This is a genomic window from Clostridium sp. AF22-10, assembly GCF_003478725.1.
Lineage (GTDB): Bacteria > Bacillota > Clostridia > Lachnospirales > Lachnospiraceae > Otoolea > Otoolea fessa.
In genome coordinates this window covers 186,394-208,049 of record NZ_QUFZ01000002.1, presented here as the reverse complement: position 1 = coordinate 208,049, position 21,656 = coordinate 186,394, and the positions used below count along the sequence as shown (strand labels likewise).

The 21,656-nt window shown below is 50.0% G+C and carries 14 protein-coding genes and 3 pseudogenes; 16 read left to right on the top strand and 1 reads right to left on the bottom strand.

Translation table 11 applies throughout. The features are described 5' to 3' along the window. Nucleotides 1-214: 214 nt before the first annotated feature. The 3 genes and pseudogenes from DWX91_RS02405 (at nt 215) to recG (ending at nt 4,615) form a co-directional block, all read left to right on the top strand. Complete coding sequence (locus tag DWX91_RS02405; RefSeq protein ID WP_022359718.1) at nt 215-571, top strand: Asp23/Gls24 family envelope stress response protein; 357 nt, start codon at nt 215-217, stop codon at nt 569-571. A 15-nt stretch (nt 572-586) separates the two neighbouring features. Further along, entirely contained in the window at nt 587-2,281 is a 1,695-nt protein-coding gene (locus tag DWX91_RS02400; protein ID WP_118472302.1) for a DAK2 domain-containing protein, read from the top strand. A 278-nt stretch (nt 2,282-2,559) separates the two neighbouring features. Beyond that, nucleotides 2,560-4,615, top strand: a pseudogene (gene recG, locus DWX91_RS02395) (ATP-dependent DNA helicase RecG). Between the two features lie 136 nt (nt 4,616-4,751). Here recG and DWX91_RS02390 read toward each other — a convergent pair. Continuing rightward, nucleotides 4,752-5,938: pseudogene (locus tag DWX91_RS02390) on the bottom strand (ribose-phosphate pyrophosphokinase). 279 nt (nt 5,939-6,217) lie between these two features. Here DWX91_RS02390 and DWX91_RS02385 point away from each other — a divergent pair. The 13 genes and pseudogenes from DWX91_RS02385 to DWX91_RS02325 all read left to right on the top strand — a co-directional run bounded on the left by DWX91_RS02385 (nt 6,218) and on the right by DWX91_RS02325 (nt 21,473). Next, nucleotides 6,218-7,672 (top strand): DUF512 domain-containing protein, encoded by a 1,455-nt coding sequence (locus DWX91_RS02385; protein WP_118467626.1) that lies wholly within the window; start codon nt 6,218-6,220, stop codon nt 7,670-7,672. A 231-nt stretch (nt 7,673-7,903) separates the two neighbouring features. Beyond that, on the top strand, nt 7,904-9,235 hold the full coding sequence (gene der / locus DWX91_RS02380) for a ribosome biogenesis GTPase Der (RefSeq protein WP_118472304.1): 1,332 nt from the start codon (nt 7,904-7,906) through the stop codon (nt 9,233-9,235). Continuing rightward, on the top strand, nt 9,235-9,867 hold the full coding sequence (plsY, locus tag DWX91_RS02375) for a glycerol-3-phosphate 1-O-acyltransferase PlsY (RefSeq protein ID WP_022359710.1): 633 nt from the start codon (nt 9,235-9,237) through the stop codon (nt 9,865-9,867). The genes der and plsY overlap by 1 nt, the downstream gene beginning before the upstream one ends. A gap of 258 nt (nt 9,868-10,125) precedes the next feature. Further along, nucleotides 10,126-11,136 carry an NAD(P)H-dependent glycerol-3-phosphate dehydrogenase gene (locus DWX91_RS02370; protein ID WP_118472305.1) on the top strand — a complete coding sequence of 337 codons (1,011 nt, stop codon included), beginning with the start codon at nt 10,126-10,128 and terminating at the stop codon, nt 11,134-11,136. 322 nt (nt 11,137-11,458) lie between these two features. Further along, nucleotides 11,459-12,652, top strand: coding sequence for an ABC transporter substrate-binding protein (locus DWX91_RS02365; RefSeq protein ID WP_118472306.1), 1,194 nt, complete (start codon nt 11,459-11,461; stop codon nt 12,650-12,652). A 290-nt stretch (nt 12,653-12,942) separates the two neighbouring features. Further along, nucleotides 12,943-13,824 (top strand): branched-chain amino acid ABC transporter permease, encoded by an 882-nt coding sequence (locus DWX91_RS02360; protein ID WP_022359707.1) that lies wholly within the window; start codon nt 12,943-12,945, stop codon nt 13,822-13,824. A gap of 112 nt (nt 13,825-13,936) precedes the next feature. Continuing rightward, nucleotides 13,937-15,001 (top strand): branched-chain amino acid ABC transporter permease, encoded by a 1,065-nt coding sequence (locus DWX91_RS02355; RefSeq protein ID WP_106999829.1) that lies wholly within the window; start codon nt 13,937-13,939, stop codon nt 14,999-15,001. Between the two features lie 3 nt (nt 15,002-15,004). Beyond that, a complete protein-coding gene (locus DWX91_RS02350; protein ID WP_022359705.1) occupies nt 15,005-15,763 on the top strand; it encodes an ABC transporter ATP-binding protein in 759 nt (252 codons plus the stop codon). A 13-nt stretch (nt 15,764-15,776) separates the two neighbouring features. Continuing rightward, a complete protein-coding gene (locus DWX91_RS02345; RefSeq protein WP_022359704.1) occupies nt 15,777-16,487 on the top strand; it encodes an ABC transporter ATP-binding protein in 711 nt (236 codons plus the stop codon). A 94-nt stretch (nt 16,488-16,581) separates the two neighbouring features. Then, nucleotides 16,582-18,055, top strand: a pseudogene (spoIVA, locus tag DWX91_RS02340) (stage IV sporulation protein A). 209 nt (nt 18,056-18,264) lie between these two features. Then, nucleotides 18,265-19,872 carry an MBL fold metallo-hydrolase RNA specificity domain-containing protein gene (locus DWX91_RS02335; protein ID WP_118472308.1) on the top strand — a complete coding sequence of 536 codons (1,608 nt, stop codon included), beginning with the start codon at nt 18,265-18,267 and terminating at the stop codon, nt 19,870-19,872. Nucleotides 19,873-19,905: 33 nt separating this feature from the next. Next, nucleotides 19,906-20,379 (top strand): ribonuclease HI, encoded by a 474-nt coding sequence (gene rnhA, locus DWX91_RS02330; protein WP_022359619.1) that lies wholly within the window; start codon nt 19,906-19,908, stop codon nt 20,377-20,379. Nucleotides 20,380-20,630: 251 nt separating this feature from the next. Continuing rightward, the gene (locus DWX91_RS02325; RefSeq protein ID WP_118472309.1) at nt 20,631-21,473 is read left to right on the top strand and encodes a lysozyme inhibitor LprI family protein; all 843 of its coding nucleotides are present in this window, start codon (nt 20,631-20,633) and stop codon (nt 21,471-21,473) included. Nucleotides 21,474-21,656 lie beyond the last annotated feature (183 nt).

The window sequence follows — 21,656 nt, the reverse complement described above, 5'->3', positions numbered from 1 at the left end:
AGCCGTATTTCAGACATTTTTATCCATAGGGCGAAGCCCGTGAGCGAGATGGAGCGAAGCGGAATCGAGCTGCATGACGGGGTAGAGAGACGCATATATTTCATCCCACGCGCCGACACAGGAGCCGCTCAGGCTCCGCATGTCCAGCCCGTAAAAAATCATGGCATAAAATTCGAATCAAACAAAAACAAGTAAAGAAACGGAGGCTGTCAATATGAAAGGACGCATCGACAATAAAATGGGTTCGATCCAGATCGATCCGGAAGTAATTGCAATGTACGCCGGAACGACAGCAGTAGAATGCTTCGGTATCGTTGGCATGGCGGCTGTCAGTATGAAAGATGGTCTGGTAAGACTGCTTAAAAGAGAAAGCCTGACACACGGCATCAACGTAGCCATCAAGGACAATGCACTCAGCATCGATTTCCACGTAATCGTGGCATACGGGGTCAGCATCTCTACCGTTGCGGACAACCTGATCGAGAGTGTAAAATATAAAGTAGAAGAGTTTACTGGCATGAAGGTTGAGAAAATCAGCATTTATGTTGAAGGCGTAAGAGTGATAGATTAAGGAGGAACAAACCCTGTGGGCATGAATTATATAGATGCCGGGATGTTAAAGAATGCATTTCTGGCTGGAGCAAAAGGCCTGGAGGCCAACAAGGAATGGATCAATGAGCTGAACGTATTTCCTGTTCCAGATGGAGATACCGGTACGAACATGACGATGACGATTCTGTCAGCCGCCAGAGAAGTGGCAGCCGTTGAAAATCCGACGATGGAGGCGTTAGCAAGAGCGATTTCCTCCGGTTCCCTGCGTGGCGCACGAGGCAATTCCGGCGTTATCCTTTCACAGCTCTTCCGCGGATTTACGAAAGAGATTAAGACGGTAGATGTCATTACGACGAGTGTTCTCTCAGACGCATTTAACCGTGCGACGGAGACAGCTTATAAGGCAGTTATGAAGCCGAAGGAAGGTACGATTCTGACTGTTGCCAAGGGAATGGCGGATAAAGCGGCAGAACTGGCACCGCAGACCGAGGACGTACTTGAATTTTCAGAGAAAGTATTGGAGTACGGCGAATATGTTTTAAGCCAGACACCGGAGATGCTTCCGGTTCTGAAAGAGGCAGGTGTAGTGGATTCTGGCGGACAGGGTCTGATTCAGGTTATCAAGGGCTGTATTGAGGGCTTAAAAGGAAAAGTCGTGGATATCGACGCGGCAGTTACTCCGTCTGTATCGGGAAATGGAGCGGCAAAAACAGCAACAGGCGCCGGAAGCACGCAGGCAGCGGATATCCGTTTTGGTTATTGTACGGAATTTATTATCAATGCAGAAAAACCGGCGGATGAGACGACAGAGCAGGAACTGAAAGATTATCTGAGCACGATCGGCGACTCCCTGGTAGTTGTGGCAGATGATGATATTGTCAAGATTCACGTTCATACAAACGATCCAGGTCTGGCGATTCAGAAGGCACTGACCTACGGTTCCCTGTCCCGCATCAAGATTGACAATATGCGCGAGGAACATCAGGAGAAACTGATCAAAGATTCCGAACGTCTGGCGGCACAGCAGAAGGCAGAAGAAGAAGCCAAAGAGAAGAAGGAAGAACCACGCAAGAAATATGGATTTATCGCCGTATCGGTCGGAGAAGGTCTTTCTGAGATTTTCAAGGGTATCGGCGCTGACTATATCATCGAGGGGGGACAAACGATGAATCCGAGTACGGAGGATATGCTGGAAGCAATCGAAAAAGTCCATGCCGAGACAGTTTACATTCTGCCGAACAATAAAAATATTATTCTGGCGGCAGAGCAGGCAAAGAGCCTGTCAGAAGATACCAAGGTATATGTAGTTCCGTCCAAGACGGTTCCGCAGGGTATCACGGCGCTGATTAATTTTGCTCCGGATCTGACGGTGGAAGAAAATATGGAACAGATGACCGAGGAGATGAGCCACGTTAAGACCGGTCAGATTACCTACGCAGTCCGCAATACATCGATCGATGGTATGGAGATCGCAGAGGGCGATATCATGGGGATCGGCGACAGCGGCATGCTGGCAGTTGGCAAGAATATCGAGGAGACCGCGATGGAGTCACTTCGTAAGATGGTAGATGATGAGTCTGAGCTTGTGACGATCTATTATGGTGAGGATGTCACGGAAGAGGACGCAGAGGCATTCTGTGAGAAAGCCCGCAAAGAATTTACATCCTGCGAATTTGAATGCCAGAATGGCGGGCAGCCGATTTACTATTATATGATTTCGGTAGAGTAGATTTAGGTCGTTTAAAGTGATTGAAATGCGTTAAATGAATCTGCACTATTGGCTGAGAAAATGCAGATAACGAGAAAATGAATTTTCTATGTGATGGCGCAGATAAAACATTTGACGTATAAAACAAAATAATTCATAAGTATGAAATGAGGCAGGTCAGGGGAGAGATCCCTGCGTCCTGCCTCTCTTTCATTCCAATGTATTCCCGGATTTTTTGTCCGGTAACTGTCCGCGTGGCTGATTTTCCGGAGAATATTCTGAAAAGCAGGAGGAGATAAATGGAACAGCAGAATATAACCGCTGTCAAGGGCATCGGTGAAAAGACGGCAAAGCTATTTCAAAAAATAGGCGTGGAAACGGTGGAAGAACTGCTTCATTATTATCCGCGTGCTTATGATGAGTTTAAGGAACCGCAGCCGATCGCGGAACTGAAGGAAGATACGATCGCGGCAGTCGGCGGAATCCTGGCAAAAACGGCGGATGTGGTGCGGTATGGAGCGCGCCTGCAGGTTACGACGGCTGGATTGCGGGATAGCGGAGGCACACTGGCGCTGGCATGGTACAATATGCTATCTGCGCGGGACGCTCAAGGCGGGGGAACGCTTTATTTTCCGTGGCCGTGTGGTAAAAAAACGGGGAAGACTTACGATGGAGCAGCCGGAGATCTACCGCCCGGAACAGTATGCGAAAGTCGTGTCGTCTATGCAGCCGGTTTACGGACAGACGAAGGGACTTGGCAATAAGACGATCGCAAAGGCAGTCACGGAAGCCCTCACGATGCGCCAGATGGAACGGGAATATCTGCCGGCTGGTCTGCGGGAAAAGTACGGATTGGCGGAAATCAACTATGCGCTGGAGCACATCCATTTTCCGGCAAACCGGGAAGAACTGATGTTTTCCCGGAAACGTCTTGTGTTTGATGAATTTTTCATGTTCCTGATGTCAGTGCGCCTGCTCAAAGACAAAAAAGAAGATAAAAAGAGCGCATATCCATTTACGTTTTCTGGGGAAATGGCGTCGGTGGAAGAGCGCCTCCCATATGCTCTGACCGGGGCACAGAAAAAGGTAATCCGGGAGGTGTACGCCGATTTGTCCGGCGGGCATATCATGACCCGATTGATTCAGGGCGACGTTGGTTCGGGTAAGACGATTGTGGCGATTCTGGCGTTGCTGCAGGCGGCGGCAAATGGATATCAGGGGGCGCTGATGGTGCCGACGGAGGTACTGGCGCGCCAGCATTACGAGTCGATGACCGAATTGTTTGCGTCGCTGGGAATCACATATCGTCTGGTGCTTCTGACCGGTTCGATGACAGCGAAGGAAAAACGGCTTGCCAGAGAGTCGATTGAAAATCATGAGGCAGATATCGTGATTGGAACCCACGCGCTGATTCAGGAAAAAGTGGTGTACGACAATCTGGCATTGGTAATCACGGATGAACAGCACCGTTTTGGAGTGGCACAGCGGGAAATGCTGAGCAAAAAAGGCGGCGAGCCGCATGTGCTTGTCATGAGTGCGACGCCGATCCCGCGGACGCTGGCGATTATTTTATATGGGGATCTTGATATTTCCATCATCGATGAACTTCCGGCAAACCGGCAGCCGATCAAGAACTGTGTCGTGAACCGTGAATTTCGCCCGAATGCCTACCGTTTCATCGAAAATGAAGTCCGTGCCGGCCGTCAAGCATACGTCATCTGCCCGATGGTCGAGCCGAGCGAGATGCTGGAGGCAGAGAACGTCATCGATTATACCGAAGAGCTGCGCCGCGCCCTGTCCCCGTCGATCCGGGTGGAATATCTGCACGGAAAGATGAAGGGAAAAGAAAAAAATGCGATCATGGAAGCATTTGCGGCAAATGAGATTCATGTGCTGGTATCCACTACGGTCATCGAGGTCGGAATCAATGTCCCGAATGCCACCGTTATGATGATCGAAAATGCCGAGCGTTTCGGTCTGGCGCAGCTCCATCAGCTCCGCGGGCGCGTCGGTCGAGGAAAAGATCAGTCCTACTGCATCATGGTCAACGCCTCCGGCGAGGAAGACGCCGGAAAGCGGCTGGATATTCTCAATAAGTCAAACGACGGCTTCTACATCGCCTCCGAAGACTTAAAACTGCGCGGTCCCGGAGACCTCTTCGGCGTCCGCCAGAGCGGCGATCTCGAATTCCATTTAGCGGATATATTTGCAGATGCAGATATATTGAAGGCAGTTTCGGATGAAGTGAAGAAATTAATGGATAAAGATCCGCTGTTGGAGGCGGAGGAGAATCAGGAACTGAAACGGAAGATGAATGGGTATTTGGAGAGAGGTTGGGAGAAGGTGAATTTGTGATGGGGATGGATTGAATTGCAAATCGCGGTTTGAGTAGATTAATTAGAAAAAGCTCCTGCATACACAGAATGAACATTCATCTGTGTATGCAGGAGTTTTTTGAAATTTACAGCCGTTTATCAGCCGTCAATTCTCATTACATCTGTCCCTCGTTATACCGCTTAATCAGCTTCTGGATCTTCGCAGTCGGAGTCAGTGCGTTCTCCAGAGATACGTTATGGTTCAGGGAGTTGATGATTGCAGCGATAAACTTGCTCATATCAGCTTCTACATACCAGTCACGTTTAAGAAGTTCCGGCGTGTGGTAGTTTAAGTTGGTGGTTACGACGCAGTCGAGGTAACCTTTTGCGAAAATTCGTCGAATTTCTCAAGTCCGTTGGTGAACAGACCGAAGGTAGCGCATACAACGACGCGTTTTGCCTTGCGCTCTTTGAGGGCGCGGCAGGTGTCCAGCATGCTCTCGCCGGAGGAGATCATGTCATCGATGATGAGAACGGTCTTTCCTTCAACGGAAGAACCTAAGAACTCATGGGCAACGATTGGGTTACGTCCATTGACAACACGGGAGTAATCGCGGCGTTTGTAGAACATACCCATGTCAACACCCAGGTTGTTTGCCAGATATACGGCGCGGGACATAGCGCCCTCGTCCGGGCTGATAACCATCAGGTTGTCCTTGTCGATCTTTAAGGTTTTGTCATGGTTCAGTAATGCCTTGATAAACTGGTAGGTCGGCATGAAATTATCAAAACCGCTTAACGGAATGGAGTTCTGTACACGCGGGTCATGTGCATCGAAAGTAATGATGTTGCTTACGCCCATCTGAATCAGTTCTTCGAGCATCATCGCGCAGTCAAGGGATTCACGACCGCTGCGCTTGTGCTGGCGTCCTTCATATAAGAACGGCATGATAACATTGACACGATGTGCGGTAGCAATGGATGCGCCGATGATACGTTTTAAATCCTGGTAATGGTCGTCCGGGGACATATGATTGGTAAATCCGCTCATTTTGTAGGTCAGGCTGTAGTTGGTTACATCGACCATGGCGTAAATATCGGTACCACGGACAGACTCATTGACGATGCCTTTTGCTTCACCGCTTCCGAAACGCGGGCACGCGCAGTCAAGCATGTAGGAATCAGCATCATAGCCGCGGTACTGTAAATTTTCCTGACGTTTTTTCAGGACTTCAATATCGTTGCGGCGGAAATTGATAATGTGGGAGTTGACTTTCTCAGCCAGATCCCGGCAGCTCTCCAGTGCGGCAATTTTAAGCGGCGCAACCGGAAGCGTGTCATTAAACACGTAGTCATTCGACATGATTATACCTCCAAACAGTGTAGGTCCTTCGATGCATGCGGGCAGAGCGTACAAGTTTGTCTGCCATTTGCAGGACATAATACAACTATTTTATACCATTTTACGATAAGAAACGTCAATAGCAAATGAGAAAATTACAAAAAAAATCAAATATTTGGCTTGCTTTTGAAAAAATCCACATCTGCGAATCAGAAGCACAACTTTACAAAAAAGCTGATTACTGTTAATATAATACTGGATTCTTAGGGTTTAAAAATATTTGAAATGAGGATTTTATAAATGAAAAAAGGTCATCTGATAAAATCGGTCGATCCGGGCTCGATTGCGGAGGAAATGGAGCTGGAGCCGGGGGACGTCCTTCTGACGATCGATGGAGATGAGATAGAGGATATTTTTGATTATGAATATAAGATAAACAGTGAGGAGATTACGCTGCTGGTCCGCAAGAAGAACGGCGAGGAGTGGGAACTGGATATCGTAAATGAGTATCAGGATCTGGGGATTACCTTTGAAAATGGTCTGATGAGCGATTATCGTTCCTGCAGGAATAAGTGCATCTTCTGTTTCATCGACCAGATGCCGCCGGGCATGCGTGAGACACTGTATTTTAAGGACGATGATTCCAGACTTTCGTTCCTGCAGGGCAACTATATCACGCTGACGAATATGAAGGATAAGGATATTGAGCGGATTATCCGGTTTAAGCTGGCGCCGATCAATATTTCAGTGCAGACGACGAATCCGGAGCTGCGCTGCAAGATGCTTCATAACCGCTTTGCCGGTGAGGCACTCCAGAAAATCGACCGCCTGTATGAGGCGGATATCCCGATGAATGGTCAGATCGTTTTATGCCGGGGCGTCAATGACGGGGCGGAGTTAGACCGTTCGATCCGTGATCTGACGAAATACATTCCGGCGATGCAGAGTGTTTCGGTCGTGCCGGTCGGTCTCTCGAAGTACCGCGATGGTCTGTATCCGCTTGAGCCGTTTACACCGGAGCAGTTGGGCGATACCATTGATTTGATAGAGAAATGGCAGAAGAAGATCTATGCGGAACACGGTATTCACTTCATTCACGCCAGCGATGAGTTTTACATGGGCGCCGGGCGCCCGCTTCCGGAAGCGGATCGCTATGATGGCTATATCCAGCTGGAAAATGGGGTCGGCATGATTCGCCTGATGGAGGAGGAGATAGCCGAGGCGCTGGAGCAGCTGCATCCGGGAGAGGCTGGCGAGGTGTGCCCGGAGGAGATTTCGATTGCAACGGGACGGCTGGCTGCCCCGTATATTGAGCAGTATGTAGAGCGCGTGTGCCGCCAGTTCCCGGGGAAAAAGGTACATGTATATGCGATCCGCAATGACTTCTTTGGTGAGCGGATCACGGTGGCGGGGCTGATCACGGCAAAGGATCTGATTGCACAGTTAAAGGAACAGCCGCTTGGCAGCCGCCTGCTGCTTCCAAGCGCCATGTTCCGAAGCGGCGAGGAGACATTTCTGGATGATCTGACCCGCACGGATGTACAAAATGCTTTACAAGTTCCGGTGGATATTGTAAAATCAAGCGGACGTGATTTTGTGGAAGCAATTCTGGCTCCTGTGAAGGAGGAAAGCTCCAGGCATGGCGAGTATGAGCCGGATCCGGAGGAATTTGCCGCTCAGATGGATGATAACTGGCAGGAAGAAGATCTGGATGGCGTACAGGTGTACGCATATGAGCCGGAAGACCTGGATTAGGATGCCCCGGACGAAGTCGTTTGTTTTGAAGAGGAAGACTCAGATCTGGAGGATGAGAAAGAAACGTGATGGCTGGAAATACAGAGGAAAACGTGCTTTCGGACACACAGAAAGAAAGCGTCTGGATGTGAAATGCATCACAATGAATGAAACAAGTAACTGGACAATAAAAATAGCAGCTGTGGATTTACAAACCAGCTGCGGAGCATGAAAATAAATGGAGGCATAAATATGAAAAAGAAACCGGTGGTGGCGGTCGTTGGACGTCCAAACGTGGGAAAATCCACCCTTTTCAACGTCCTTGCGGGCGATATGATTTCGATTGTAAAAGATACTCCAGGTGTAACGCGTGACCGTATTTACGCGGACTGTACCTGGTTAGACCATGCTTTTACCCTGATCGATACTGGCGGTATCGAGCCGGATACGAAGGATATTATCCTGTCCCAGATGCGTGAGCAGGCGGAGATCGCGATCGCGACGGCGGATGTGATCCTGTTTATCGTAGATGTGCGTCAGGGCATGACCGATTCGGATTCCAAGGTGGCGGATATGCTGCGTAAATCGAGAAAACCGGTTGTTCTGGCGGTCAATAAAGTAGACAATCCGGCGAAATTTGGCAATGATGTCTATGAGTTCTACAACCTCGGTATCGGTGATCCGGTAGCGATCTCGGCAGCCTCCCGTCTGGGACTGGGCGATCTGCTGGATGAAGTCGTGGCACATTTCCCGGAGGGAAGCGGTGACGAGGAAGAGGATGACCGTCCGAGAGTGGCGATTGTCGGAAAACCAAACGTAGGTAAATCTTCTATTATAAATAAGCTTCTGGGCGAGAACCGCGTCATCGTATCGGATATCGCCGGTACGACCCGCGATGCAGTCGATACAGAGATTGTCCGCAACGGTACCGAATATGTCTTTATCGATACGGCAGGTCTGCGCCGCAAGAGCAAGATCAAGGAGGAGCTGGAGCGCTACAGCATCATCCGTACCGTAACGGCGGTTGAGAGGGCTGATGTGGTTCTGATGGTCATCGATGCGAAAGAGGGAGTAACCGAGCAGGATGCAAAGATTGCCGGTATCGCACATGAGCGTGGAAAAGGTATTATCATCGTGGTAAATAAATGGGATGCGATCGATAAGACCGATAAGACTATTTATGAGTACACCAATAAGATTAAGACCGTTCTGTCCTTTATTCCGTATGCGGAGTTCGTGTTCGTATCCGCACTGACCGGACAGCGTATGAATAAGCTGTTTGAGATGATCGACATGGTGCGCGAAAATCAGACACTGCGTATTGCAACCGGCGTTCTCAATGAGATCCTGGCAGAGGCAGTGGCACTGCAGCAGCCGCCGTCTGACAAGGGCAAGCGTTTAAAGCTCTACTATATGACACAGGTAGCGGTCAAACCGCCGACATTCGTTGTGTTTGTCAATGATAAGGAACTGATGCATTTCTCATATACACGGTATCTCGAGAACAAGATCCGTGACGCATTCGGATTCAAGGGAACTTCCTTAAAATTCCTGATCCGCGAGAGAAAGGGGAAGGATCAATAATGGAACGTCTCATCTGTATTGTGATTGGCTATATCTTTGGTCTGATCCAGTCCGGCTATCTGTATGGAAAGGCAAATCATATGGATATCCGCCAGTACGGCAGCGGAAATGCCGGTTCTACGAACGTCCTGCGTGTGATGGGAAAGAAAGCGGGCGCGATCGTATTTTTAGGGGACTTTTTCAAGGCGGTGTTTGCAATGGCAGTCTGCCGTCTGCTGTTTAAGGGAAATGCGGATGTGGATCTTCTTGCATTGTATGCGGGTCTGGGAGTCACACTCGGTCACAATTTCCCGTTTTACCTGAAATTCAAGGGAGGCAAGGGAATTGCCTGCATGGCGGGCATCATGACAGCGATGGATCTGCGGATTACGCTGACCTGTTTCGTGATTTTCTCCGTAACGGTGTTCCTGACCCGCTATGTATCGCTTGGTTCGATTCTTGTGTCGATCACCTTTTTTGCAGAGCTTGTGATCTTTGAGAGCATGGGTTCCTACCGGGTAAGCACGCCGAACCGCATCCAGTTCTATGCACTGGGCGCGATTCTGATGTGCATGGCGATCTGGCGCCATCGGAGCAATATTGGGCGTCTGTTGTCCGGCACAGAAAACAAACTGGGCGCGAAGAAATCATGAAAGAAGTTTAGCAACACTTTACATAGTTGCCATAAGGTAATTGTTCACAGGTGGGCACTTTTGGAACCGAAAGTGCCGTAAGAAAACGTGGTGGCAGCAGGAATTTGCCGTATTTAAATGCGAAGCCACGGCAAATTCCGTTACTGGGCACGTATGCATGAACAGTAACGTCATAAGTAGTGGGAATGTATAAAAATTTCCAAATAACATTGACCTGTAGAGAGAAGAAGAGAGAAAAGCAGGTCGGGAGGTATCAGGATGGCAGCAGTAGGAATTATCGGAGCCGGAACCTGGGGCACAGCCCTGGCGGTGCTTCTGAACAATAATGGGCAGGATGTGACAATCTGGTCCGCATTTGATACAGAGATCCAGGAAATGAGCCGCACCAGACGGCACAAAAATCTGCCGGAGGTTGTACTTCCGGATCAGATCCAGATGACAGCTGATCTGCGCACCGCGATGGCGGAGAAGGATATGCTGATTATGGCGGTTCCGTCCGTCTATGTCCGCAGTACGGCGGCGAAGATGAAGGAATACCTGCGTTACGGTCAGATTGTCGTGGATGTGGCGAAGGGAATCGAGGAGCAGAGTCTTATGACGATGTCACAGGTCATCGAGGAGGAACTTCCGCTGGCGGAGGTAGCCGTCCTTTCCGGACCGAGCCATGCCGAGGAGGTGAGCCGGGGACTTCCGACTACCTGTGTGGCAGCGGCGCACCGCAAAAAGACTGCCGAGTTCATGCAGAGTGTGTTCATGAGTCCGGTGTTCCGCATTTACACCAGCCCGGACATGCTGGGCGTGGAAATTGGCGCGGCTCTTAAAAATGTCATTGCGCTGGCAGCCGGTACAGCGGATGGGCTGGGATGCGGCGATAACACGAAGGCGGCACTGATCACCCGCGGAATTGCGGAGATTGCCCGTCTGGGTATTGCAATGGGCGGAAAACAGCAGACCTTCTACGGATTATCCGGCATCGGTGATTTGATCGTAACCTGTGCGAGCATGCACAGCCGCAACCGCCGGGCGGGTATCCTGATTGGAAAGGGATACACGATGGATGAGGCGATGAAGGAAGTGCAGATGGTTGTCGAGGGCGTTTATTCTGCGAAAGCCGGTCTTCTGCTGGCACAGAAATACGGCTGCGATATGCCGATCGTTTCCCAGGTCAATCAGGTGCTGTTTGACGGAAAATCTCCGAAAGAGGCGCTGGCGGATCTGATGATGCGCGATCCGCGGATCGAATCGAGCGATCTTCCGTGGGAAGGATAATTCAGACGGCAGCCGTTTTTCTGAATTTGAGTGATAGAATTCGGAAAAATAGCAATGAGATCTACTATGTTTTTCTGGAAAATGCAGGTGTCTGTGTCAGGCGGACAAAACTTGTAAAAAGTGTTTACTATAACCCGTAAGAATATCTAATATAACTACAAGATCTGGAAAAGAGAGAATTTAGCGCAAAAAGTTGAAAATCTGCTAAATTCCCTCTTTTTTAGGTGGTTTTTGTATTGACAATTAGAGGGGTAAAATTTATAATTGCCTCATTCAAATAGTTGTTGTATTCCATTGCAGCATAGAATTGGAGGAGAATATTATGAAAAAAAGAGTAGTTAGTCTTGGGCTTGCGGCCATGATGGCGATGTCTATGACCGCTTGCGGCGGTTCTGGAAATGCGGGCACTTCTGAATCAGCAGCAGAAGATGCACAGGGCGCAGAGGGAGTTGACGGCGAAGTATTTAAAATCGGCGGCATCGGACCGATCACCGGCGCGGCTGGCGCTTACGGCGAGGCTGTAAAGAATGGTACTGAGCTGGCAATCAATGAGATCAACAAGGCTGGCGGTATCAATGGTTACCAGGTAGCGTTCAACTTCCAGGATGATGAGAATGATCCGGAGAAGGCGATCAACGCATACAATACCTTAAAAGACTGGAACATGCAGATGCTTCTTGGTACCGTTACTTCCAAGCCGTGTATCGCAGTTGTAGCAGAGACAGCAGCAGATAACCTGTTCCAGCTGACTCCGTCCGGATCTGCTGTTGAGAGTATTTCCGGCGACAACGCATTCCGCGTATGCTATTCTGACCCGGATCAGGGACGTGCATCCGCTCAGTACATCGGCGAGCACAAACTGGCAACCAAGATCGCTATCATCTACGACAGCTCCAGCGAGTACTCCGATGGTATCCGCGAGTCCTTCGTAGCAGAGGCCCCGAATCAGGGTCTGGAGGTAGTAGCCAGCGAGGCATTTACATCTGATAACAATACCGATTTCTCCGTACAGCTTGATAAAGCAAAAGAGTCCGGCGCTGATCTGGTATTCCTGCCGATCTACTATCAGGAGGCATCTGTTATCCTGAAACAGGCAAACGATAAAGATTTCCATCCGCAGTTCTTCGGCTGTGATGGTATGGACGGTATCCTGAGCGTTGATGGCTTTGATAAGTCCTTAGCAGAAGGTCTGATGCTTCTGACTCCGTTCTCCGTAGACGAGGAGTCCAGCCAGGACTTCGTAACTGCTTACCGTGATGCTTACGGCATCGACCCGCTTCAGTTCGCAGCAGATGCTTACGACGGCGTATATGCAATTAAGGCAGCTGCAGAGAAGGCAGAGATCACACCAGATATGAGCACTTCCGATATCTGCGATGCACTGAAAACAGCTATGACTGAGATCCAGATCGATGGTCTGACCGGTACAGAGATGCACTGGACGGCAGAAGGCGAGCCGCAGAAAGCGCCGAAAGCTGTAGAGATCAAAGACGGCAAATATGAGATGATGCAGTAATTAAAAATTTAAAAACTTCAGAACCGTTGCGGCTATATGTATGTAGCTCTGATGGGACTGCTACTGGATGTCCGGCGGCACAGATGGCTGCCGGGCATTTAGTAACAGCTTTCTTTTTAAAACGGTTCACTGCACATGCTTGCCTGCGACGGCAACCAGGTGTTTGCTTTCTGCAGACTGCGAGACGGTCATACTTGTTCTGCTAAATTCGGTCACAGGTAAACATGTGCAGCGAAATGCGTGTACAGGGAAATGCGAAAACGTAGAAACAAAGAGGTAGGTGTATACATATGAGTTTTCTTTCTTATTTAATCAATGGCATCAGTCTGGGAAGTGTCTATGCGATCATTGCACTGGGCTACACCATGGTTTATGGCATCGCGCGCATGCTGAACTTCGCACACGGCGATATCATCATGGTAGGCGGTTTCACAGTGTTTACGATTGTCACAACGATGGGCGGTTCTCCGGTTGTGGGTATTCTGGCTTCGGTGGTTGTGTGTACAGTGCTGGGCGTTACGATCGAGCGAGTTGCATACAGACCGCTGCGTGATGCGTCACCGCTGGCAGTTCTGATCACTGCGATCGGTGTCAGTTATCTGCTCCAGAACGTGGCGCTTCTGATTTTTGGTTCCAATGCGAGACAGTTTACATCGGTTATTACTGTACCGGCATTAAAGCTGGCTGGCGGCAAGCTTTCGATCTCCAGTGTCACGATCGTGACGATTTTAAGCTGTATCGTGATTATGGCTGCCCTGATGACATTTATCAATAAGACGAAAATGGGTCAGGCGATGCTGGCGGTTTCTGAGGACCGCGGTGCGGCAACCTTGATGGGTATCAATGTAAACCGCACGATCTCCGTAACCTTTGCGATTGGTTCCGCCCTGGCGGCAGTAGCAGGCGTGCTGCTCTGCTCGGCATACCCGTCCCTGTCTCCGTACACCGGTTCCATGCCGGGTATCAAGGCATTCGTGGCAGCGGTATTTGGCGGTATTGGTTCGATCCCGGGCGCATTTATCGGCGGTATCCTGCTTGGTATCATTGAAAACCTTGCCAAGGCGTACATTTCCTCCCAGCTTTCTGATGCGATCGTATTTTCTGTCCTGATTATTGTGCTTCTGGTCCGCCCGACCGGTATTCTCGGCAAGAAGATGACGGAGAAAGTATAATAGAGAAAATTATACGATGGTTCATGCCGGGGACTTTTGAAACGGAAAGTGCTGTGTGAAAACAAGATGGTGCATGAACTGCAATAAGCAAGAGAAAGTGCAGGTGTTTAAAATGAACGCATATAAAAATAAAATTCGGATTCAGAATGCGATCACGTATGCGATTGTAATCGGCTGTTACATTCTGATTCAGATTATGATGGCAGGCGGCCATGTAAACAGTCTTTTAAAGGGTATTCTGGTTCCACTTTGTACCTATACGATTTTGGCGGTTTCCTTAAACCTCACGGTTGGTATCCTCGGCGAGCTGAGTCTGGGTCATGCCGGATTCATGTGTGCGGGTGCGTTTTCAGGTGCATTTTTTAATCATGCCATGAAAAATCTGATCGCAAGCAACCAGGTACGCTTCATTCTGGCGCTCTTTGTCGGTGCGGCGGTAGCGGCGGTATTTGGTATCCTCATCGGTATTCCGGTTCTGCGTCTGAAAGGAGACTATCTGGCGATTGTAACGCTGGCATTCGGTGAGATCGTTAAAAATATTATCAATGTTCTGTACGTCGGCATCGACGGAAACGGAATCCACGTTTCCATGAAAGATGTAGCTTCCTTAAAGCTGGCAGCGGACGGTCAGGTGATCATCAAGGGTGCACAGGGTATCACAGGTACACCGAAGACGGCGACCTTTACGATCGGCATTATCCTGGTACTCCTGACCCTGTTTATTGTATTGAATATCATCAATTCCCGGACAGGCCGTGCGATCATGGCGATCCGCGACAACCGTATTGCGGCAGAGTCTGTGGGTATCAATATCACGAAATACAAACTGATGGCATTTACCATCTCTGCTTCCTTAGCCGGTGTGGCAGGCGTTCTGTACGCACACAACCTGGCGACGCTGGCAGCGACCCCGAAAAGCTTCGGTTATAATATGTCCATTATGATCCTTGTATTTGTGGTTCTGGGCGGCATCGGAAATATCCGTGGTTCCATGATCGCGGCGGTTATCTTAACCCTGCTTCCGGAGATGCTTCGAAGCCTCAATAATTACCGTATGCTGATTTACGCGGTCGTCCTGATTGTAATGATGCTTTTGACCTCCAGTCCGAAGGCGATCGAGGTCCGCGGGCGCATCTTTTCATCATTCCGGAAAAAGAAGACAGAAGGGGAGGCGTAAATCATGGCAATGCTGGATGTAAAAAATTTAAGTATTTCTTTTGGCGGTCTGAAAGCGGTCGATGATTTCAGCATCACGATAGAAAAAGGACAGCTCTACGGCCTGATTGGACCGAACGGCGCTGGTAAAACGACTATTTTCAACCTTTTGACGGGCGTGTACAAGCCGGATGGCGGACGGATTCTGCTGGATGGAAAGGACATTACCGGTCACAAGGCAATCCAGATCAATCAGGCAGGCATCGCGAGAACCTTCCAGAATATCCGTCTGTTCAAGGAGCTGAGCGTGCTTGACAATGTAAAGGTTGGTCTTCACAACCATCATAAATATTCTACGCTGAGCGGCATTCTGCGTCTTCCGTCCTATTACAAGGTTGAGAAAGAGATGGATGAGCGCGCGATGGAGCTTTTGAAGGTGTTTGACCTCGACAAAGAGTTTGATTATAAGGCATCGAACCTCCCATACGGCAAGCAGAGAAAGCTGGAGATCGCCAGAGCGCTGGCGACCGAGCCGAAGCTTCTGCTTCTTGACGAGCCGGCAGCCGGCATGAACCCGAATGAGACGGCAGAGCTGATGAAGACGATCCGTTTCGTGCGCGATCATTTTGATATGACCGTACTTCTCATTGAGCATGATATGAAGCTGGTCTCCGGTATCTGCGAGCGCCTGACGGTCTTAAACTTCGGTCATATGCTGGCAGAGGGACCGACCAGCGAAGTACTCAGCAATCCAGAAGTTATCAAAGCATATCTGGGAGAATAGGGGGAAGTTTCGTATGTCAATGCTGGAAGTAAAAGATTTACAGGTATATTATGGTGTGATACAGGCACTCAAGGGAATTTCCTTTGAGGTAGAACAGGGCGATGTGGTAGCGCTGATCGGTGCCAACGGAGCCGGAAAGACGACGACGCTTCACACGATCACGGGTCTGCTGCCGTCCAAGGCAGGCAATATCACATTTGAGGGAACGGATATTACCCATGTACCGGGCTATAAGCTGGTATCAATGGGAATCGCCCACGTGCCGGAGGGGCGCCGTGTGTTCGCTTCCCTGACGGTTCTCCAGAACCTGAAAATGGGTGCGTATACGAGAAATGACAAGAAGGAAATTGAAGATACGATCGAAATGATTTACAAGCGTTTCCCGCGTCTGAAAGAGCGCAAGAACCAGCTTGCCGGAACTTTGTCCGGCGGCGAGCAGCAGATGCTTGCGATGGGACGCGCCCTCATGAGCCATCCGCGCCTGATCGTTCTCGACGAGCCGTCGATGGGTCTGTCCCCACTCTATGTTAATGAGATTTTCGATATTATCCAGGAAATCAACAAGGACGGAGTGACCGTTCTTCTGGTCGAGCAGAATGCGAAAAAAGCGCTCTCCATTTCCAATAAAGCATATGTGCTTGAGACGGGCAATATCGTTCTGAGCGGTGATGCGAAAGAACTGATGAATAATGAGAGAGTGAAGAAGGCTTATCTGAGCGAATAAAAATGTTCTGTGAGCCGGAGCTTTCCAAATGGGAATATTCATAACCCCCTTATGGTCTGAATACATTGTATCAGCAGACCAAGGGGGTATTTTTATGGATCATTTTAATGTATACAGCGATATCCAGGCGCGAACCGGCGGCGAGATCTATATTGGGGTGGTTGGTCCGGTTCGGACAGGGAAATCGACCTTTATTAAGCGCTTTATGGAACTTCTCGTCCTTCCGGGGCTGGAAGATGTCCATGCCCGTGAGCGCGCCCGGGATGAACTTCCCCAGTCTTCGGCGGGGAAAACGATCATGACAACGGAACCGAAATTTATCCCTAAAGAGGCGGCAAAGCTCTCGCTTGGGGACGGTGTGGAGGTGCGGGTCCGCCTGATCGACTGCGTCGGTTTCATGGTGGAGGGCGCTGCCGGTCATATTGAAAACGAGAAAGAACGCATGGTGCGGACGCCGTGGTATGAGGAGGAGATTCCATTTACAGCGGCAGCCGAGCTGGGAACGCGCAAGGTCATCACGGATCATTCGACGATCGGGCTTGTGGTTACGGCGGACGGCAGTTTTGGGGAGTGAAACGGGAGAATTATGTTCCGGCGGAAGAGAAGACCGTGCAGGAACTGAAAAAACTGGGAAAGCCGTTTCTGGTGCTTTTAAACTCGCAGAAACCATATTCGGAGGAGACGCGGGCGCTGGCAGCCCGGATGACCGAAAAATATGAGGTGCAGGTGCTCCCAGTCAACTGTGAGCAGTTGCGCGCCGAGGATATCCGGGAGATTCTGGGGCAGGTGCTTCTGGAATTCCCGGTCACGGAGATCGATTTTTCGATTCCGAAATGGCTGGAGATTCTGCCAAACAGCCATTGGCTTAAATCGGAGGTCATACAGGCAGTCCGGGGGATGATGGATCGGACGGTACATATGCGCGATGTGGCGTTGGCGCTGCCGGAGGAAACCGGGGAAGCGATCCGTCGGATCCGGATTGTATCAATGAAAATGGATGATGGCAGCGTTCAGGCGGTGGTCGAGCTGGACGACGGGCATTATTATCAGATCCTCAGCGAGTATGTGGGAATGCCGATCGAGGGCGAGTACCAGCTGATGCAGACCTTGAAGCGGTTGGCGTCGATGCAGAGCGAGTATGAAAAGGCATCCGTGGCGCTCACGCAGGCGCGCAAGAAGGGCTATGGGGTTGTCACGCCGGAACGCGGGGAGATCGTCCTCGATGAGCCGCAGGTGGTGCGCCACGGCAATAAATATGGAGTCAAAATGAAAGCGCAGGCGCCGTCCATCAATCTCATCAAGCGCAGATTGAGACTGAGATCGCGCCGATTGTGGGAAATGAACAGCAGGCAGAGGATTTGATCCGATACATCCGGGAGAATGCTGGAAAAGGTGAGGAAGGCATCTGGGAAACCAATATTTTTGGAAAATCAATCGCCCAGATCGTCGATGACGGGATTCAGGCCAAGATCTCCCAGCTCACTGAGGACTGCCAGGTGAAGCTGCAGGATACGCTGCAGAAAATCATCAATGACAGCAATGGGGGTATGATCTGTATTATTATATAATAGAATAGGTCTGGCTCTTGTTGGGAAAATGGTGCGTTGTCTGGAATGGGAATGTGGGACAGATAAGGTGATTTTATGAAAATTTTATCGAAACTTTATCGGGGAAATTGCAAAATTGTCAGAAATCAGTTATAATGAGGCTAATAGCAAAAACACTTTCCGCAAGGGGTATGCGGAGACACAAACGACAGAACAGGGGGGCTGATTTTATGAGGCTTACATTTATCGGTGCGGATCATGAGGTTACAGGCAGCTGTCATTTTCTGGAGGCATGCGGGCTGAATATTCTGATTGACTGCGGTATGGAACAGGGGATCAACAAGTATGAAAATGCAGAACTTCCGATTCCGTATTCGGATGTGGACTATGTGTTGGTGACGCACGCCCATATCGATCATGTGGGATTGCTTCCGCTTATCTATGCGAGGGGATTCCGCGGACAGATTATGGCGACGCGCGCGACCTGCGATCTGTGTGATATCATGCTGAAAGATTGCGCCCATATCCAGGAGTCAGAAGCGGAGTGGAAAAACCGGAAAGCCATGCGTGCCGGAAAACCGGAGGTGACACCGATTTACACGATGAACGATGCAGAAGGGGTACTGCATCACTTTGTCCCCTGCAATTACAATGAGATTATCCGTCTGAATGACAATCTGGAGATTCGGTTTGTCGATGTGGGACATCTGCTTGGTTCGGCTTCGATCGAGATCTGGATGAAGGAAGACGATTGTTCCAAGAAGATTGTATTTTCAGGTGATATCGGTAACAAAAACAAGCCACTCATTCGCAGCCCGCAGTACATCCGTCAGGCGGATTATGTTGTCATGGAGAGCACTTACGGCGGTCGGTTCCACAAGAATACAGGCGATCACGTGGAAGAATTTGCCCGCGTGATTCAGGAGACGCTGGATAAGGGCGGCAATGTCGTGATCCCGGCATTTGCGGTCGGCAGAACGCAGGAAGTGTTGAATTACATCCGTATTATCAAGGAGAAGAACCTTGTAACCGGGCACGGCGTATTTCCGGTTTACTTAGACAGCCCGATGGCGGTGGAAGCGACCGGCGTGTTCAAGGACAATATGATGGATTGCTACAATGAAGAGACGAAGGAGCTGGTAAAAAAGGGCATCAATCCGATTTCTTTCCCGGGTCTGCATCTCTCGATCACCAGCAGCGATTCCGTTGCAATCAACTTCAACGAGGAACCGAAGGTTATCATCTCGGCAGCCGGCATGTGTGATGCGGGCCGTATCCGCCATCATCTGAAACACAACCTCTGGAGACCGGAGTGTACGATTTTGTTTGCTGGCTATCAGGCAGTCGGCACACTGGGACGCAGCATTACTGAGGGACGCGAGGAAGTGAAGCTGTTCGGTGAGTCGATCGAGGTCAAAGCACGGATCGAGAAGATCGAGGGCATCAGCGGCCATGCGGACGAGACCGGGCTTTTGGAGTGGGTTGGCAGTTTTATGGAAAAACCGTCCCAGGTCTTCGTGGTACACGGCGATGACACAGTGTGCGATGCATTTGCAGAGACGGTCAAGGAGACTTACGGCATCAATGCGATGGCTCCGTTCTCCGGCAGTTCCTACGACCTGAAAGAGGGATGCTTCGTGACTGTTACGAAGGGTATTCCGATTCAGAAACCGGCAGTGAACGAAGCAACGAAGAAAGCGGCTGGTGTATTTGCCCGCCTGCTGGCAGCCTGCGACCGCCTGCGCCGTGTTGTTATGCATAACGAGGGCGGGGCGAACAAAGATTTGGCACGTTTTGCCGACCAGATCAACTCGCTCTGCGATAAGTGGGACCGCTAAGCTTCAATAATAGACATAAAGGAGATTTCTGACTTGAAAGTAACTATATACACAGACGGCGCCGCCCGCGGCAATCCAGATGGTCCGGGCGGATTTGGAACCGTCATTCACTATGTAGATCCGGCAGGAAAACTGCACACGAAAGAGATTTCCGGCGGCTACAAACGAACTACGAACAACCGTATGGAGCTGATGGCAGCCATCGCCGGTCTCGAGGCGCTCAACCGCCCCTGCGAGATCGAACTCTATTCAGATTCCCAGTATCTCGTCAACGCTTTTAACCAGCACTGGATCGAGGGCTGGATCAAAAAAGGCTGGAAACGCGGAAAAAATGAGGAGGTTAAGAATGTAGACTTATGGAAACGCCTGCTCGCTGCCAAGGAACCCCATCAGATTTCGTTTTTCTGGGTGAAAGGGCATAATGGACATCCGGAGAATGAGAGATGTGATTTTCTGGCTACTTCGGCGGCGGATGGGGACGAGCTGATGGTGGATCCGGGGGTATAGCTCGTTACTGCTCACACATGTGTGACCAGTAACAGGATTTTGCCGATGCTTCGCATTCCAAATCGGCAAAATCTGCATCCGGAACTGTATTGTACGGAATTTTCAGTTCAGAAAATTCCTACCTGTGAGCAGTTACTATAACAACCCTTACGATATGTTACATCTTTCGATCATCTATTTTCAAACCGTCTTAAATGTGCTATTTTAAAATTATCAAGTGAACAGGAATAGCAAAGGCGGTTGAGAGTAATTTGAAAAATAAAGGAATGATCGCTGCCCTCGGTCTGATTCTGGTGCTGGGGATTGTGACGACGGCGGCAACGCGGCGTTATATCCGGGAGCAGGCGGGAAGTGAGAGAAGCCTGACGGTCGGACCGGAGGCGATGTATGAGGCGGAACCATTTGCGGCGGAAGCAGCGGAAAATGGTCTGGCGGAGGATGCGCCGGAGCCATCTTCTAAAAAAATGGCGCATGCGGAAAGCGTGGGGACAGAAGACAGAGCCTGTATGCAGGCGGAAGGAGATGTTTCTGTCCAGTCTTTAGGTGAACAAAAGGAAAAACGTGCAGATAATCGGGCGGCTGCTAAGGCGGCAGAGAAGCAGAGCGCGGGCGATGAGTCGGATCATTCTGTGAATACAGGGGCGGTTGTGTCCCCGGTTGAAAATGGAATTGTATCTCCTGCGCGAGGCGCGTCCTCCGGGACAGGTGCAGGCTCGGACCGGACAGCGGAAGATTACCGGAACCGGCTGGGCGAGATCGAGAATACGATTCAAAACCTGGAAAATTCGGGAAGTGCGAATACGACCGACGCGATGCGGGAGGCGGTCGCGTATGAGTACCGGCTCTGGGATGCCGAATTAAATCAGATTTATCAGGCAATCATGGCGGTGCTTCCAGACGAGGAGACAGACACGCTGCGTGGTCTGGAACGCAGATGGATCCGGGAACGTGATACGGCGGCGAAACAGGCGGCGGAGCGCTACAAGGGCGGCACGATGGAAAATGTCGAGTATACGGCGTCGCTGGCAAATTCGACGCGGGATCGGGCGTATGAGCTTTTGGATTTGTATGAATCGTATCTTCCGGCAGAGTAGTGAAAAAATTAGTAAATGGGACTTTTGCGGCATATAGAATTGCGGTAAGGGTCCCATTTTTGCACACTTTTTGTACACTTTTTGTACCGATAAACCTCTTGCGAAATGTAAATTCCTATGATAGGATATAAAGAATGAGGAAAATTTTACTTAAATAGAAGTAACTATAGGAGGAAGCAACGT

Coding starts and splice junctions, on each gene's coding strand:
- DWX91_RS02385 (WP_118467626.1), top strand. CDS start 6,218: ATGAAAAAAGGTCATCTGATAAAATCGGTCGATCCGGGCTCGATTGCG.
- DWX91_RS02405 (WP_022359718.1), top strand. CDS start 215: ATGAAAGGACGCATCGACAATAAAATGGGTTCGATCCAGATCGATCCG.
- DWX91_RS02350 (WP_022359705.1), top strand. CDS start 15,005: ATGGCAATGCTGGATGTAAAAAATTTAAGTATTTCTTTTGGCGGTCTG.
- plsY (WP_022359710.1), top strand. CDS start 9,235: ATGGAACGTCTCATCTGTATTGTGATTGGCTATATCTTTGGTCTGATC.
- DWX91_RS02365 (WP_118472306.1), top strand. CDS start 11,459: ATGAAAAAAAGAGTAGTTAGTCTTGGGCTTGCGGCCATGATGGCGATG.
- DWX91_RS02335 (WP_118472308.1), top strand. CDS start 18,265: ATGAGGCTTACATTTATCGGTGCGGATCATGAGGTTACAGGCAGCTGT.
- der (WP_118472304.1), top strand. CDS start 7,904: ATGAAAAAGAAACCGGTGGTGGCGGTCGTTGGACGTCCAAACGTGGGA.
- DWX91_RS02345 (WP_022359704.1), top strand. CDS start 15,777: ATGTCAATGCTGGAAGTAAAAGATTTACAGGTATATTATGGTGTGATA.
- DWX91_RS02360 (WP_022359707.1), top strand. CDS start 12,943: ATGAGTTTTCTTTCTTATTTAATCAATGGCATCAGTCTGGGAAGTGTC.
- DWX91_RS02355 (WP_106999829.1), top strand. CDS start 13,937: ATGAACGCATATAAAAATAAAATTCGGATTCAGAATGCGATCACGTAT.
- DWX91_RS02370 (WP_118472305.1), top strand. CDS start 10,126: ATGGCAGCAGTAGGAATTATCGGAGCCGGAACCTGGGGCACAGCCCTG.